Annotated in this window: 14 protein-coding genes; 1 reads left to right on the top strand and 13 read right to left on the bottom strand. The window is 61.7% G+C overall.

The genetic code is table 11. The features are described from left to right. Positions 1-153: 153 nt before the first annotated feature. From sucD to sdhC, 9 genes are all read right to left on the bottom strand, one after another. Positions 154-1,038 (bottom strand): succinate--CoA ligase subunit alpha, encoded by an 885-nt coding sequence (gene sucD, locus ACODS5_RS17405; RefSeq protein ID WP_004376004.1) that lies wholly within the window; start codon positions 1,036-1,038, stop codon positions 154-156. Next, positions 1,038-2,204, bottom strand: a complete 1,167-nt coding sequence (gene sucC / locus ACODS5_RS17410; RefSeq protein ID WP_023629628.1) for an ADP-forming succinate--CoA ligase subunit beta — start codon at positions 2,202-2,204, stop codon at positions 1,038-1,040. Before sucC ends, sucD begins: the two co-directional genes overlap by 1 nt. A 171-nt stretch (positions 2,205-2,375) precedes the next feature. Then, complete coding sequence (gene lpdA, locus ACODS5_RS17415; protein ID WP_012273351.1) at positions 2,376-3,812, bottom strand: dihydrolipoyl dehydrogenase; 1,437 nt, start codon at positions 3,810-3,812, stop codon at positions 2,376-2,378. A 92-nt stretch (positions 3,813-3,904) separates the two neighbouring features. Next, on the bottom strand, positions 3,905-5,125 hold the full coding sequence (gene odhB, locus ACODS5_RS17420) for a 2-oxoglutarate dehydrogenase complex dihydrolipoyllysine-residue succinyltransferase (protein WP_489109256.1): 1,221 nt from the start codon (positions 5,123-5,125) through the stop codon (positions 3,905-3,907). Positions 5,126-5,167: 42 nt separating this feature from the next. Beyond that, positions 5,168-7,999, bottom strand: a complete 2,832-nt coding sequence (locus ACODS5_RS17425) for a 2-oxoglutarate dehydrogenase E1 component (protein WP_134693149.1) — start codon at positions 7,997-7,999, stop codon at positions 5,168-5,170. Positions 8,000-8,242: 243 nt separating this feature from the next. Continuing rightward, entirely contained in the window at positions 8,243-8,947 is a 705-nt protein-coding gene (locus ACODS5_RS17430) for a succinate dehydrogenase iron-sulfur subunit (protein ID WP_012315348.1), read from the bottom strand. Between the two features lie 11 nt (positions 8,948-8,958). Continuing rightward, positions 8,959-10,731: a succinate dehydrogenase flavoprotein subunit gene (gene sdhA, locus ACODS5_RS17435; RefSeq protein WP_065861960.1), complete on the bottom strand. Its 1,773-nt coding sequence runs from the start codon at positions 10,729-10,731 to the stop codon at positions 8,959-8,961. 3 nt (positions 10,732-10,734) lie between these two features. Next, positions 10,735-11,103 (bottom strand): succinate dehydrogenase, hydrophobic membrane anchor protein, encoded by a 369-nt coding sequence (gene sdhD, locus ACODS5_RS17440; RefSeq protein ID WP_011534754.1) that lies wholly within the window; start codon positions 11,101-11,103, stop codon positions 10,735-10,737. Continuing rightward, positions 11,097-11,483: a succinate dehydrogenase, cytochrome b556 subunit gene (gene sdhC, locus ACODS5_RS17445; RefSeq protein WP_023628897.1), complete on the bottom strand. Its 387-nt coding sequence runs from the start codon at positions 11,481-11,483 to the stop codon at positions 11,097-11,099. The genes sdhD and sdhC overlap by 7 nt, the downstream gene beginning before the upstream one ends. A gap of 352 nt (positions 11,484-11,835) precedes the next feature. Here sdhC and gltA point away from each other — a divergent pair, with 352 nt between their 5' ends. Next, positions 11,836-13,125: a citrate synthase gene (gene gltA, locus ACODS5_RS17450; protein WP_134693150.1), complete on the top strand. Its 1,290-nt coding sequence runs from the start codon at positions 11,836-11,838 to the stop codon at positions 13,123-13,125. A gap of 207 nt (positions 13,126-13,332) precedes the next feature. Here gltA and ACODS5_RS17455 read toward each other — a convergent pair whose 3' ends face one another. From ACODS5_RS17455 to ACODS5_RS17470, 4 genes are all read right to left on the bottom strand, one after another. Further along, positions 13,333-13,938 (bottom strand): START domain-containing protein, encoded by a 606-nt coding sequence (locus ACODS5_RS17455; RefSeq protein ID WP_134693173.1) that lies wholly within the window; start codon positions 13,936-13,938, stop codon positions 13,333-13,335. A 33-nt stretch (positions 13,939-13,971) separates the two neighbouring features. Then, positions 13,972-14,226 (bottom strand): YkgJ family cysteine cluster protein, encoded by a 255-nt coding sequence (locus tag ACODS5_RS17460; RefSeq protein WP_134693151.1) that lies wholly within the window; start codon positions 14,224-14,226, stop codon positions 13,972-13,974. A gap of 107 nt (positions 14,227-14,333) precedes the next feature. Further along, positions 14,334-14,837 carry a hypothetical protein gene (locus tag ACODS5_RS17465; protein WP_489109257.1) on the bottom strand — a complete coding sequence of 168 codons (504 nt, stop codon included), beginning with the start codon at positions 14,835-14,837 and terminating at the stop codon, positions 14,334-14,336. Positions 14,838-14,897: 60 nt separating this feature from the next. Then, entirely contained in the window at positions 14,898-16,340 is a 1,443-nt protein-coding gene (locus tag ACODS5_RS17470; RefSeq protein ID WP_134693174.1) for an aminotransferase-like domain-containing protein, read from the bottom strand. Between the last annotated feature and the right edge of the window lie 132 nt (positions 16,341-16,472).

Genomic DNA, 16,472 nt, shown 5'->3' on the forward strand with positions numbered 1-16,472 from the left:
CCCCCCCCCCCCCCCCCCCCCCCCCCCCCCCCCCCCCCCCCCCCCCCCCCCCCGCTCCTACAAAAAACAGGCAAGATCACTTTTTCTCGACGTAATAACGACAAAGGCCACCCGAGGGTGGCCTTTGTGCGCGTGGGGGGTACTACGTGTTACTTACTTCTTGACTTCCCAGCCAGTCAGCTCGGCCAGAGCCTTGCCGATGTCAGCCAGGGAACGCACGGTTTTCACACCGGCGTCCTGCAGGGCGGCGAACTTCTCGTCCGCAGTACCCTTGCCACCAGAGATGATGGCGCCAGCGTGGCCCATGCGCTTGCCCGCAGGTGCGGTAACACCGGCGATGTAGGAAACGACAGGCTTGGTCACGTTGGCCTTGATGTAGGCCGCGGCTTCTTCTTCAGCGGAACCGCCGATCTCACCGATCATGACGATCGCTTCGGTCTTCGGATCTTCCTGGAACAGCTTCAGGATATCGATGAAGTTGGAGCCCGGAATCGGGTCACCGCCGATGCCGACGCAGGTCGACTGGCCGAAACCGGCGTCGGTGGTCTGCTTGACGGCTTCGTAGGTCAGGGTGCCGGAACGCGAAACGATACCGACCTTGCCTGGCAGGTGGATGTGGCCTGGCATGATGCCGATCTTGCACTCGCCCGGGGTGATGACACCTGGGCAGTTAGGGCCGATCAGGGTCACGCCCAGCTCGTCGCACTTGACCTTGGCGTCCAGCATGTCGAGGGTAGGAATACCCTCGGTGATGCAGACGATCAGCTTGATGCCACCGAAGGCGGCTTCCAGGATCGAGTCCTTGCAGAAAGGAGCCGGTACGTAGATCACCGACGCGTCAGCGCCGGTAGCTTCTACAGCTTCTTTCACGGTGTTGAACACCGGCAGGCCCAGATGGGTGGTGCCACCCTTGCCTGGGGTGACGCCGCCGACCATCTTGGTGCCGTAGGCGATAGCCTGTTCGGAGTGGAAGGTACCCTGCGAGCCGGTGAAGCCCTGGCAGATGACTTTGGTGTCTTTATTGATCAGGACGCTCATTACTTGCCCTCCGCAGCTTTGACAACTTGTTGAGCAGCGTCGGTCAGGCTGGTTGCCGCAATGATGTTCAAACCGCTTTCTGCCAGTACTTTAGCGCCCAGTTCGGCGTTGTTGCCTTCGAGGCGAACGACGACCGGAACCTTGACGCCGACTTCTTTCACCGCGCCGATGATGCCTTCGGCAATCATGTCGCAGCGAACGATGCCGCCGAAGATGTTGACCAGTACGGCCGCGACATTGCTGTCGGACAGAATGATCTTGAACGCTTCGGTAACGCGCTCTTTGGTAGCGCCGCCGCCAACGTCGAGGAAGTTGGCAGGCTTGCCGCCGTGCAGGTTGACGATGTCCATGGTACCCATGGCCAGGCCGGCACCGTTGACCATGCAGCCGATGTTGCCTTCGAGGGCAACGTAGTTCAGTTCGAACTTGGCGGCGTGGGCTTCACGGGCGTCGTCCTGGGACGGGTCGTGGAAGGTTTTCAGCTTAGGCTGACGGTACATGGCGTTGGCGTCGATGTTGATCTTGGCATCGAGGCAGTGCAGATCGCCATCGGCCTTGATCACCAGCGGGTTCACTTCCAGCAGGGCCAGATCGTGATCCTTGAACAGCTTGGCCAGGCCTACGAAGATCTTGGCGAACTGTTGAACTTGCTTGCCTTCCAGGCCCAGCTGGAATGCCAGTTCACGGCCCTGGAACGGCTGAGCGCCGACCAGCGGGTCGATGGTGGCCTTGAGGATCTTCTCAGGAGTGTCGTGAGCGACTTTCTCGATGTCCACGCCACCTTCGGTGGAAGCCATGAACACGATACGGCGGCTCGAACGATCGACGACAGCGCCCAGGTACAGCTCTTTGGCGATGTCGGTGCAGGATTCGACCAGGATCTTGGAAACTGGCTGACCATTGGCGTCGGTCTGGTAGGTAACCAGGTTCTTGCCAAGCCACTGGGCAGCGAACGCCTTGGCGTCTTCCTTGCTGCGAACCAGCTTGACGCCGCCCGCTTTACCGCGACCACCAGCGTGAACCTGGGCTTTTACAACCCACTCGGAACCGCCGATCTTGTCGCAGGCTTCTGCTGCAGCTTCAGGGGTGTCGACTGCGAAACCCTTGGAAACTGGCAGGCCGTATTCAGCGAACAGCTGCTTACCCTGATACTCGTGAAGATTCATGCTTTTTACCGTCTTCGTTAGGTACTGCGCTTCGGCGCTGCGCCATTACTGGCGCCGCACCACCTGTGACCGTTGACCCCGGGTTTCCCGTGTGATCCGGTCCGGCGGACGTTCCGCGGTGAGTCTTGCACGCAAGACCCACGACGGGCAGCCCGCCGTGGTTTCTTATAATTAACGCTTCTTACGGTTGGCGACGTGAATGGCACCGCCATTCACCGCCAGCGCTGCTTCATGCAACGCTTCGGACAGGGTCGGATGGCTGAAGACCATCATGCCCAGATCCTCGGCACTGGTGCCGAATTCCATTGCGATCGCGCCCTGCTGCACCAGCTCGGCAGCCGATGGGCCAATCACGTGCACACCCAGTACGCGGTCGGTCTTGGCATCGGCGATGACCTTGACGAAACCGCCGGTATCGTTGGCCGCCATCGCACGGCCGCTGGCCGCGAACGGGAAGGTGCCCACGTTAACCTCAACGCCTTCGGCTTTCAACGCCTGTTCGGTCTTGCCGACCCACGCGATTTCCGGGTGGGTGTAGATGACCGAGGGGATCAGGTCGTAGTTCATCTGGGCCTTGTGGCCCTTGATGCGCTCGACGACCATGATGCCCTCTTCCGAGGCCTTGTGCGCCAGCATCATGCCACGCACCACGTCACCGATGGCGAACACGCCCGGCACGCTGGTGGCGCAGTGATCGTCGACGAAGATGTAGCCACGCTCGTCGATGGTCACGCCGCTGTCGGCGGCCAGCAGGTCGGTGGTCACCGGACGACGGCCGACCGCGACGATCAGCTTGTCGAAGGTGATCTTCTGCTCGCCTTCGGCGTTGGTGTAGGTGACTTCGACTTCGTTGCCGTTGACTTTCGAGCCGGTGACGCGCGCGCCCAGCTTGATGTCCAGGCCTTGCTTGGTCAGGGTCTTCTGGGCTTCTTTCGACACTGCGGTGTCGGCAGCCATCAGGAAGGTGTCCAGAGCTTCCAGGACGGTCACTTCAGCGCCCAGACGGGCCCATACCGAGCCCAGTTCCAGGCCGATGACGCCAGCACCGATCACGCCCAGGCGTTTTGGCACGGTCTGGAATTCCAGGGCGCCGGTGGAGTCGACGATGACGTTCTGGTCGACCGGAGCCGGTGGAATGTCGATCGGACGCGAACCGGAAGCCAGGATCACGTTTTCGGCTTCGATGACTTCGGTGGTGCCATCAGCCTTGGTGACTTCGACTTTCTTGCCAGCCAGCAGCTTGCCGTGGCCCTGGATCGAAGTAACGCCGTTGGCCTTGAACAGGGTGGCGACGCCACCGGTCAGGTTCTTGACGATGCCAGCCTTGCGGCCAACCATCGCGGCGACGTCCATCTTCACTTCACCAGTGGAGATACCGTGGACGTTGAAGCTCTCTTTGGCTTCCTTGTACTTCCAGGAGCTGTCCAGCAGCGCCTTGGACGGAATGCAGCCTACGTTCAGGCAGGTACCGCCCAGGGCCAGCTTGCCCTCGGCGTCGGTGTATTTCTCGATACAGGCAGTCTTCAGACCAAGCTGGGCAGCCTTGATGGCAGCCACATAGCCGCCAGGACCTGCACCAATCACCACTACGTCGAATTTCTGGGTCATAAAAGATTCCTTATCAGCTACAAGCTACAAGCCGCGAACCGTGCGGCCCCGCCTCTTGCGAGGCCGGGGCCGGACGATAGACAGCTAGTTGATTAGATGTCCAGCAGCAGGCGAGACGGATCTTCCAGCAGGTTCTTGATGGTCACCAGGAAGGTTACCGCTTCCTTGCCGTCGATCAGGCGGTGGTCGTAGGACAGCGCCAGGTACATCATCGGGCGGATCACCACTTGGCCATTGATGGCCATCGGGCGCTGGATGATGTTGTGCATGCCCAGGATCGCGGCCTGCGGCGGGTTGACGATCGGGGTCGACATCATCGAACCGAAGGTACCACCGTTGGTGATGGTGAAGGTACCGCCGGTCATCTCTTCGATGGCCAGCTTGCCGTCACGGGCCTTCTTGCCGAAGGTGGCGATGCCGTTCTCGATCTCGGCCAGCGACATCGACTCGGCGTTGCGCAGTACCGGTACCACCAGGCCACGGTCGCTGGAGACCGCGACACCGACGTCGGCATAACCGTGGTAGACGATGTCGTTGCCGTCGATCGAGGCGTTGACGGCCGGGAAGCGCTTCAGCGCCTCGGTGGCAGCCTTGACGAAGAACGACATGAAGCCCAGGCGTACGCCGTTGTGGGTCTTCTCGAACAGGTCCTTGTACTTCGAACGCAGGGCCATGACTTCGGTCATGTCGACTTCGTTGAAGGTGGTCAGCATGGCCATGTTCGACTGGGCTTCGACCAGACGCTCGGCGATCTTGGCGCGCAGGCGGGTCATCGGCACGCGCTTCTCGGTGCGGTCGCCTGCGGCAACCACAACCGGGGCAGCGGCGGCAGCGGCAGGCTTGGCAGCCGGCGCCGGTGCCGATTTCTTGTTGGCGACGGCGGCGACGACGTCTTCCTTGGTGATGCGACCGCCTTTGCCGGTGCCGGAAACGGTAGCCAGGTCGATGCCGTTCTCTTCAGCCAGCTTGCGCGCGGCCGGGGCGGCAACCGGGTCGTCTTCGCCTGCGTCGGCAGCGGCGGCGGCAGCCGGAGCAGCAGCGGCCGGGGCGGCAGCGGGCGCGGCGGCGGCGGCGGCACCTTCAACGATCGAGCCCAGGACTTCGTCGGACAGGACGGTGTCGCCCTCGCCCTTGACGATGGCACCCAGCACGCCATCGGCGGTGGCCAGGACTTCCAGGACGACTTTGTCGGTTTCGATGTCGACGATCAGCTCGTCACGCTTGACGGCGTCGCCCGGCTGCTTGTGCCAGGTGGCAACGGTGCCGTCGGCGACCGATTCCGGGAAGGTTGGGGCTTTGATCTCGATAGCCATTAGCAGTGTTTCCTTAAATTCGGTTTCAGGTGCGCGAAGGCGTTAGACAGTGAAGGCGTCTTGCAGCAGTTTTTCCTGCTGTTCGGCGTGCTTCGATGCGTAACCACAGGCTGGCGCGGCGGATGCGTCGCGGCCGGCATATTCCAGGACCAGCGCCTTGTTGTGGCGGCCCAGGATACGGCGCATGTGGTGCTGGCTGCTGTACCAGGCGCCCTGGTTCATCGGTTCTTCCTGACACCACACCGCATGCTTGAGGTTGGTGTACGGTGCCAGGATTTCGACCAGGTCGTCCTCAGGGAACGGATACAGCTGCTCGATACGCACGATGGCGATGTCTTCGCGGCCTTCGGCACGGCGTTTTTCCAGTAGGTCGTAGTAGACCTTGCCACCACACAGCACCAGGCGCTCGACCTTGGCCGGATCGATCGCGTCGATTTCCGGGATCACGGTCTGGAACGAGCCTTCGGCCAGGTCTTCCAGGGTCGAGATGGCCAGCTTGTGGCGCAGCAGCGACTTCGGCGTCAGCACGATCAGTGGCTTGCGCAGCGGACGGATGACCTGGCGACGCAGCAGGTGGTAGATCTGTGCCGGGGTAGTCGGTACGCAGACCTGGATGTTGTGCTCGGCGCACAGCTGCAGGTAGCGTTCCAGACGCGCGGAGGAGTGCTCCGGGCCCTGCCCTTCATAACCGTGTGGCAGCAGCATGGTCAGACCGCACAGGCGGCCCCACTTGTGCTCGCCGCTGGTGATGAACTGGTCGATAACCACTTGCGCACCGTTGGCGAAGTCGCCGAACTGGGCTTCCCAGATCACCAGCGCGTTCGGCGTGGTGGTCGAGTAGCCGTATTCGAAGGCCAGTACCGCTTCTTCCGAGAGGAAGGAGTCGTACAGGTCGAAACGCGGCTGGCCCGGGAACAGGTTCTTCAGCGGTACGTAGGTGCTGGCGTCCTTCTGGTTGTGCAGCACCGCGTGACGGTGCGAGAAGGTGCCACGGCCGATATCCTGGCCGGTCATGCGGATCGGGTGACCTTCGAACTGCAGGGTGGCGTAGGCCATGGTCTCTGCATAACCCCAGTTGATCGGCAGGCCACCGGCCTGCATCTTCTGGCGGTCTTCGTAGATCTTCGCGACCTGGCGCTGGACGACGAAGCCTTCCGGCAGTTCCAGCAACTTGGCCGACAGTTCCTGCAGGGTCTTGAGGTCGAAGCGGGTGTCGTGACGCGCGGTCCAGGCATGGCCCAGGTAAGGGCGCCAGTCGACGAACAGCTCGCGGTTCGGCTCCTTGACCAGGCTCTTGACCACATGCAGACCGTTGTCCAGCGCGTTGCGGTACTCGTCGATCTTGGCCTGGGCGCGCTCGGCGTCGATGCGACCGGCCTGGATCAGCGCCTCTGCATACAATTCGCGAGTGGTGCGCTGCTTGCTGATCTGCTGATACATCAACGGCTGGGTGCCGTTCGGCTCGTCGGCCTCGTTGTGGCCGCGACGACGGTAGCAGACCAGGTCGATGACCACGTCACGCTTGAACTGCATGCGGTAGTCGATGGCCAGCTGGGTGACGAACAGCACCGCTTCCGGGTCATCGCCGTTCACGTGCAGGATCGGCGCCTGGATCATCTTGGCAACGTCGGTGGCGTACTCGGTGGAGCGCGCGTCCAGCGGGTTGCTGATGGTGAAGCCAACCTGGTTGTTGATCACGATGTGCACGGTCCCGCCGGTCTTGAAACCGCGGGTCTGCGACATCTGGAAGGTTTCCATGACCACACCCTGGCCGGCGAACGCAGCGTCGCCGTGGATGGAGATCGGCAGAACCTTGTCGCCAACGGTGTCGTTACGACGGTCCTGGCGGGCGCGAACCGAACCCTCCACCACTGGCGAGACGATTTCCAGGTGGGAAGGGTTGAACGCCATGGCCAGGTGCACTTCGCCACCTGTGGTCATCACGTTGGAGGAGAAGCCCTGGTGATACTTCACGTCACCGGAGCCCAGCTCGTTCATCTTCTTGCCTTCGAACTCGTCGAACAGCTCGCGCGGGTTCTTGCCGAAGGTGTTGACGAGCACGTTCAGGCGGCCACGGTGGGCCATGCCGATCACGACTTCCTTGGTGCCATAGGAACCGGAGCGCTGGATCATTTCGTCCAGCATCGGGATCAGGCTTTCGCCGCCTTCCAGACCGAAACGCTTGGTGCCTGGGTACTTGGTGCCCAGGTACTTCTCCAGGCCCTCACCGGCCGTGACGCGCTCGAGCAGGTGAGCCTGCACGTCGGCGGAGAATTCCGGACGGCCACGTACGCTTTCCAGGCGCTGCTGGAACCAGCTGCGCTGCTCGGAATCGACGATGTGGGTGAATTCGGCACCAATGGTGCGACAATATGTCTTCTCGAGCGCCTCGAAGATTTCGCGTAGGCTCGCTTCCTCTTTGCCGATGAACAGGTCGCCGGCACGGAAGGTCGTATCAAGATCGGCATTGGTCAAGCCGTAGTGATTGATCGACAGGTCTACGGGCGCAGGACGCTGCCACAACCCCAACGGGTCGAGCTTGGCAGCCTGATGGCCGCGCATACGATAGGCCTGGATCAGTCGCAGAACTTCAACCTGCTTCTTCTCGTGTTCACTGCTCACGCTCCCGGCGGAAACCGGTTGGGCGCGGCGCTGGTTCTTTGCCAGCAATACGAAATGGTCGCGGATCGTCGAGTGCGATACATCGGTAGCGGTGCTGCCGTCGGCGGGCAATTTCTGGAAGTAAGTGCGCCACTCTTCTGGCACAGCGTTAGGGTCGTGCAGGTAGAGCTCATAAAGCTCTTCCACATATGCAGCGTTACCACCTGAAAGGTGGGCGCTTTCCCACATGCGCTGCATCACGCTTTCTTGCATGCTTGGTCACCCTCGGTTAGGGGACTGATCGGCGAGAGCCACAGCAAACCTGGAAAAGTCCGAACACAGCGACTGAACCACGCCACCTGGATCCTGCTGATTTTCCGGGTACCAGCCCGGAAGCCCCTGCTGGTCTCATATCTTCATAGGTAATGAGCGCGGGCTTTGTGGGCCCTTGCTCGGGTTTTACCTCAGTGCGGGCTCACCACCCGCACCTCGGCTTACTGCAGGTACAACGGTGAATCAGGTGCCGCTTTGCAGCAGCATGTTACGCACATGACCGATTGCCTTGGTCGGGTTCAGACCCTTCGGGCAAACGTTCACGCAGTTCATGATCCCGCGGCAGCGGAATACGCTGAACGGGTCATCCAGGGACGCCAGGCGCTCCTGAGTCTTGGTGTCACGGCTGTCGGCCAGGAAGCGATAGGCCTGCAGCAGCGCGGCAGGGCCCAGGAACTTGTCCGGGTTCCACCAGAACGAAGGGCAGGAGGTCGAGCAGCAAGCGCACAGGATGCACTCGTACAGACCGTCCAGCTTGTCGCGATCTTCCGGCGACTGCAGACGCTCGATGGCCGGGGCCGGCGTGTCGTTTTGCAGGAACGGCTTCACCTTCTCGTACTGCTTGTAGAAGATGCTCATATCGACCACCAAGTCACGAATGACCGGCAGGCCAGGCAGCGGACGCAGCACCAGCTTGTTGCCCTTGACCACGCCCGACAGCGGGGTGATGCAGGCCAGGCCGTTCTTGCCGTTCATGTTCATGCCATCGGAACCGCAAACGCCTTCACGGCAGGAGCGACGGTACGAGAAGCCCTCGTCCTTCTCCTTGATCAGCGCCAGCACGTCCAGCACCATCAGGTCCTTGCCGCCGGTATCGACGTCGAACGACTCCATCTTGGGCGCCGAGTCGGTGTCCGGGTTGTAACGATAAACTTCGACTTTCAACATAGCGGCCACCCTTAGTAAGTCCGGACTTTTGGTTCGAAGGCAGGAACTGTCTTCGGCGCAAAGTTGACGCCACGCTTGGCGACGCGCTTCTCACCCGGGTAGTACAGGGTGTGGCACAGCCAGTTTTCGTCGTCACGGTCTTCGAAGTCTTCACGGGCGTGCGCGCCGCGGGACTCTTTACGGGCTTCGGCGGCAATGGCGGTAGCTTCGGCGACTTCCAGCAGGTTCTGCAGCTCCAGCGCTTCGATACGCGCGGTGTTGAAGGCCTGGGACTTGTCGTTGATCTTGACGTTGGCGATGCGGTCACGCAGGCCGGCCAGTTGCTCGATACCCTTCTGCATGTATTCGCCGGTACGGAACACACCGAAGTAGTTCTGCATGCAGCTCTGCAGCTCGCGCTTCAGGCTGGCAACGTCTTCGCCAGTGGTGCGCTCGTTGAGCTTGTTCAGGCGGTTCAGGGCAACATCGACGTCGGTGTCGCTGGCATCGCGGTACTCGACGCCATCGCTCAGGGCCTTTTCCAGGTGCAGGCCGGCGGCGCGACCGAAGACCACCAGGTCGAGCAGCGAGTTGCCACCCAGGCGGTTGGCACCGTGAACCGATACGCAGGCCACTTCACCCACGGCGAACAGACCCGGAATGATGTGATCCTTGCCTTCGGCATCCATGGTGATGGCCTGGCCGTGAATGTTGGTGGCAACGCCGCCCATCATGTAGTGGCAGGTCGGCACGACCGGAACCGGCGCGACCACAGGGTCGACGTGGGCGAAGGTCTTGGACAGTTCGCAGATGCCTGGCAGGCGGCTGTGCAGCACTTCCTCGCCGAGGTGGTCCAGCTTCAGCAGCACGTGGTCCTTGTTCGGGCCCACGCCGTTGCCGGCGATGATTTCCTTGACCATGGAACGGGCAACCACGTCGCGGCCGGCCAAGTCTTTGGCGTTCGGCGCGTAACGCTCCATGAAGCGCTCGCCGTGGGCGTTGATCAGGTAGCCACCCTCACCGCGGCAACCCTCGGTGACCAGTACGCCGGCGCCGGCGATGCCGGTCGGGTGGAACTGCCACATCTCGATGTCCTGCACCGGCACGCCGGCACGCAGGGCCATGCCGATACCGTCGCCGGTATTGATCAGGGCGTTGGTGGTGGAGGCGTAGATACGGCCGGCACCGCCAGTGGCCAATACGGTGGCCTTGGACTTGATGTACATGGTTTCGCCGGTTTCGATGCAGATCGCGATCACGCCGACGAAAGCGCCGTCCTGGTTCTTCACCAGGTCAACGGCGTAGTACTCGTTGAGGAAAGTGGTGCCTGCCTTCAGGTTGCCCTGGTACAGGGTGTGCAGCAGCGCGTGACCGGTACGGTCGGAGGCGGCGCAGGTACGGGCAGCCTGGCCACCCTTGCCGAAGTCCTTGGACTGGCCACCGAATGGACGCTGGTAGATGCGACCGGTTTCGGTACGGGAGAACGGCAGGCCCATGTGATCCAGCTCGAAGACCGCGGCCGGACCTTCCTGACACATGTATTCGATAGCGTCCTGGTCACCGATGTAGTCGGAACCCTTGACGGTATCGTACATGTGCCAGCGCCAGTCGTCGTTCGGGTCGGCCGAAGCAATGGCGCAGGTGATGCCGCCCTGGGCGGAAACGGTGTGCGAACGGGTCGGGAAGACCTTGGTGACTACGGCGGTCTTGTGGCCGCCTTGAGCCAGTTGCAGCGCTGCGCGCATGCCTGCCCCGCCGCCACCGATGATGATGGCGTCGAAGGAAATGGTTGGAATGTTAGCCATGAATCAGATACCCCAGAGAATCTGCACACCCCAGACGAAGTAAGCGAACATCGCAACGCCGCATACCGCCTGGAACAGGAAACGAATCGCAGTCGCCGACTTGCCGAAGGACATCGGCGTCAGGTAGTCGGTGGCAATGGTCCACATGCCGACCCAGGCGTGAGCGCCCAGGGCAACCAGGGCCAGCAGACTGAAGATACGCATCGCGTTGTTGGAGAACAGACCGTGCCACTGGGCGTAGTCGATGCCCGGGTGGGCGGCGAGGTAGCCGATCAGGAAGATGAAGTAAGCCGCGAGAACGACCGCCGAGACGCGCTGCGCCATCCAGTCATAGAGGCCCGAACGCGACAGGTTCGTGACATTAGTTACCATACCCAAACTCCCGCCAGAACGATCAGCACCACGGAGATGACGATCACGATTTTCGAGCCCAGCTTGCCGCCTTCCAGCGTCTCACCGACCCCCATGTCCATGATCAGGTGGCGCACACCTGCCACGAGGTGGTACAGCAGGCCGGACAGCAGGCCCCAGGTCACCAGTTTGGCCAGCGGACTGGTCAGACACGCCTTCACCTCGGCAAAGCCTTCCTCGGAACCCAGCGACTTGCCCAGTGCGTAAAGCATGATGGCAAGGCCGAGGAACAGGATGACGCCGGAGATACGGTGAAGAATGGACGTGTACGCGGTGATCGGGAGTTTGATGGTCCTTAGGTCTAGGTTTACAGGTCGTTGGCTTTTCACGGCTTTTTTCACACTGAAGAGCCCCTAGCTAACAGGGCAAAGTTGTTGGTAAGTGTACTGGTCAGGTACCCACCACCCAGGAGAGCGACGACACCCAGCAGGACGGGCTGGAAAGCCCCTGGGAGTCGGCTGCCGAGTATAGACAGTTAGGCTGCTCATGACAACGTGAGGGGATCGCCCAAATAGCGCATTGCCTTTAATGAACAAAAGGCGTAAACGGGCGAGAATTTCGTGAAAAACCAGGCCTTAGAGGGTGTTTCAACCAGCCTTTAGGCAAATTGACATTCGAATTTATCCCTCTATAGTGGTGCGGGCCCTGCGTGGGGGGTCTGTCTGATGATTTCAAGCATTAATAGGAGGCCACATGGCTGACAAAAAAGCGCAGTTGATCATCGAGGGCGCTGCCCCCGTCGAGCTGCCCATTTTAACCGGCACCGTTGGTCCCGATGTTATCGACGTCCGCGGGTTGGGGGCATCCGGCCACTTCACCTTCGACCCCGGCTTCATGGCGACCGCCTCGTGCGAGTCGAAGATCACCTATATTGACGGCGACAAGGGTGTCCTGCTGCACCGCGGCTACCCGATCGAACAGCTCGCCGAGCAATCGGACTACCTCGAGACCTGCTACCTGCTGCTCAACGGCGAACTGCCCAATGCCGAGCAGAAGGCCCAGTTCGTCAGCACCGTGAAGAACCACACCATGGTTCACGAGCAGTTGAAGTCGTTCTTCAACGGCTTCCGTCGCGACGCTCACCCCATGGCGGTGATGTGCGGCGTGGTCGGCGCCCTGTCGGCGTTCTATCACGACTCGCTGGACATCAATAACCCGCAGCACCGCGAGATCTCCGCCGTGCGCCTGGTCGCGAAAATGCCGACCCTGGCGGCGATGGTCTACAAGTACTCCATGGGCCAGCCCATGATGTACCCGCGCAACGACCTGTCGTACGCGGAAAACTTCCTGCACATGATGTTCAACACCCCGTGCGAGATCAAACCGATCAGCCCGGTACTGGCCAAGGCGATGGACCGGATCTTCATCCTCCATGCCGACCACGAGCAGAACGCCTCCACCTCCACCGTGCGCCTGGCGGGCTCCTCGGGCGCCAACCCGTTCGCCTGTATCGCCGCCGGCATCGCCGCGCTGTGGGGCCCTGCCCACGGTGGCGCGAACGAAGCCGTGCTGACCATGCTCGATGAAATCGGCGATGTCTCGAACATCGACAAGTTCATCGCCAAGGCCAAGGACAAGAACGATCCGTTCAAGCTCATGGGCTTCGGTCACCGCGTGTACAAGAACCGCGACCCGCGCGCCACCGTGATGAAGAAGACCTGCGACGAAGTGCTCGGCGAGCTGGGCATCAAGAACGACCCGCAGCTGGAACTGGCCATGCGCCTGGAAGAGATCGCCCTCACCGATCCGTACTTCGTCGAGCGCTCGCTGTACCCGAACGTCGACTTCTACTCGGGCATCATTCTCAAGGCCATCGGCATCCCGACCAGCATGTTCACGGTGATCTTCGCCCTGGCACGCACCGTGGGCTGGATCTCGCACTGGAAGGAAATGCTCTCCGGCCCGTACAAGATCGGCCGTCCGCGCCAGCTGTACACCGGTCACGAGCAGCGCGACATCGTTGCACTGAAAGACCGCAAGTAAGCCTGCCGGCCGAACGCAAAAAGGCTGCCCTCGGGCAGCCTTTTTTATTGTTCCGGCACACGATCCGCTTCTCTGTAGGAGCGGCCTTGTGTCGCGAAAGGGCCGCGCAGCGGCCCCGACGATCTTGAGACTGACTCGAGATCCTGGGGCCGCTACGCAGCCCTTTCGCGACACAAGGCCGCTCCTATACAGGAAACACGCCTGCCTTTAGTTCTTCTCGGCGCGCTCCTTCAGCCCCTTCAGGGTATTGAACGGCGCATCGACCACGAACTTGTTGGCCAGCCACGACGGCACGCTGCCGCCCGGCTCGGTATGCACCTGGTAAGTCACCTCGGTGCTGTCACCCTTGGGCACCAGCTTCCAGAAACCCTCCACCTGGGCAACCCGAACGAAACCTTTCTCCTCCGGCTGGTACTTCGGCTCTTCCTGCAGCTTGCGCGTAATGCTGCCGTCGGCGCCCTGCTCCGTGGTCACGTGCAGGATCGAGTCGCGCGGCGTCACCGGCCAGGGCGTGTTGAACTGGGTGTAGGTCCAGCTCTGGTCACCCTCGGTCTTGAGCAACTTCTGGGTCTTGCACTCATGAATCCAGGCGCAGGCGCCCGCCACGTCTTCCTGCAATGCCTTGACCTTGGCCAGCGGCGCCTTGATCACGGTCACACCGCGATAAGCCTTGTACTTGGAACCCACCACTTCACTGAGAGAGACCTTGATGCCCTCCTCGTCCTTGGCTACCTGCCAGTTCTCGGCCCAGGCCGCTGGCGCCAGCACCACTCCCATGCCACACAGCAGGGCAATACGCTTGATCGATCTCATCATGTTGTTCCTTGTTGTCGAAGATCCAACCTGTCACGCCGCCGTCATCCGCTCCAGCCACCCAATGATGCGGATGGCCTCATCCCGATCATTGCCACAGATGTCCGCTTGCGCCTTGAAGCCGCCACATACCGGCGGCCGCTCGGGCTTGCCGAACAGCGCACAGAGGTTATCGACATTCAGGTGCAGGCAACGTTCGCCGGCCGGCTTGCCCTGGGGCATGCCCGGGATCGGCGAACTGATGGACGGGGCGATGCAGCAGGCACCACAACCCTCGCGGCATTTCATGACAACAGGACTCCCAGGAGCAAAGCGGGACGAACGTCCCTGGATACTAACCGCCCAAACACACGTTTGAAATTACCGGACGGATGAAATCGCGCGTGACCCAATAGTCAGTTGCGAAATTCGAAATCGATGGCCGCCCCTTCCACTTCCCGGCGGCTGTCGTTGCGCAGCTGCAGCTGCATTTCGTTGCTGATCAACCGACCATTGAGCTGGAAGGGGCTACTGTCGGATTCAGGCTTGGTGGGAAACATCGAGGGGAGCAAGGGCTTGCGCACCACCGGCGTATCCCCCAAGTCTGGCTCGAGGTGCCTGACCAGCTCGCTGGGCAGGCTCAGGTCGACTTTGGCCTTGGGCAGGGGCTTGGCGAGCGCCTTGCTGACCGGTTTTGCCTTCGGCTTAGGCTTAGGCTTAGGCTTGGATTTAGCCTTGGCCTGCGGCTTTGCCGGCACCTTGGGCTTGGCGCTCGCCTTTGGCTTGGCAGGCACCTTGGCCGCAGGCTTGGCTTGGGCACTCCGAGCCTTGGCCACGGGCTCGGCGGCCTGGGCCGCCGCACTTGGCAACCAGGGCAAGGCGAGACACAGGGCGAGGGCGAGGGGACGAAGCGCGTTCATGAGTACCGGGAGCAACCTTTAAAACGCGTATGCTCCCTGTTCCCCGCGCATCTGACAAGCCTACAAAAGTGAGAGCGACGTCTCCTGGCACAATTGCCGGGCCAGCAGGCCCAGCGTGATCACCGCGCGCTCGGCCTCCTTGTTCCAGGGAATGCCGCAATTGAGCCGGATACAGTGGTTGAACTGCTCGGTATTGCTGAAGATCAGCCCTGGGGCAATGCTGATGCCCTGCTCCAGCGCCCGCACGTGCAAATCCTGGGTGTTGACCCGCCCCGGCAGGCTCACCCAGAGAATGAACCCGCCGGTGGGCCGGGTCATCTGCGTGCCTTCGGGGAAGTGCTGCTGCACGGCCAACTGGTAGGCGCTGAGGTTCTTGCGGTATTCCTGGCGGATGTAGCGCAGGTGGCGGTCATAGCCGCCGTTCTCCAGGTAAGCCGCCACCCCCATTTGCGTCACGCTGCACGCCGAGTGGGTAGTGAAAGTCTGCAGGCGTTGGATCTCGTCCTGGTAGCGCCCGGCGATCATCCAGCCGACGCGCACGCCCGGCGACAAGGTCTTGGAAAAGCTTGAGCAGTAGATCACCCGGTCGAGACGATCGAACGCCTTGAGCGCCTTGGTGCGCCCCTGCTCGAACATCAACTCGCCATAGATGTCGTCCTCGACGATCTGGATATCGAAGTCCGAGGCCAGGCGCAGCAATTGCTTCTGCCGTTCCTCCGGCATGGTTCCGCCCAGCGGGTTGCTCAAGCGCGGCGTCAACACCAGGGCCTTGATCGACCACTGGTTGGCCGCCAGCTGCAAGGCTTCGAGGCTGATCCCGGTAGCCGGATCGCTGGGAATTTCGATGACCTTCAGGCCCAGCAGGTCCGCCAACTGCAGCAACCCATAGTAGGTCGGCGATTCGGCGGCAATCAGATCCCCAGGGCGGGTCAGCACTCGCAACGACATTTGCAGGGCATCGACACAACCGTGGGTCACCACCACTTCGCGCGGATCGACCAGGACCCCGGCGTCGCGCATGCGAATGGCGATCTGCCGACGCAGCGGCTCGAAGCCGGGGCTGAACATGTAGCTGAAGGCGCGTGGGCTGTGGAAGCGGGTGACCTTGGCCAGTTGCTGGTGCAGAGCGCGCACCGGCAGGTAGTCCACATGGGGCACCGCCGCGCCGAACGGGAACACGCCGTCACGGCGCGCCTCGACCAGCACCTGCTGGATGATGCTGGCACGGGTGACCAAGCCAGGCCGTTCGACGCGGGCGATGTCCGGAGTTTGCGCGGTCAGCGCGGGGGTCTGGTGCACGTAATAGCCCGACTGCGGCCGGGCGCGGATCAGGCCCTGATCCTCGAGGTTGGCGTACGCCTGCAGCACGGTGGCATGGCTGACATTGAGCTGGGCGCTCATCTTGCGCACCGAAGGCACGCGCTCGCCGGGCTGATAGACACCACGCCGGATATCGTCGGCCAGTTGCTGGGCGATGCGCTGGTACAACAGCAGGTTGGTCATGGCGTTGTCTCGAAGCACGGACGGGATCGTTGTTCTTGTGCGGCTCACTGCTGGAACCAGAATACCGTAACAGTTGCAAAGTGTACTGGGACAGATCGCAGGATAGTCAAGATTACAGTTACGTAACAGAGG

The organism is Pseudomonas sp. FG47, from assembly GCF_057809115.1.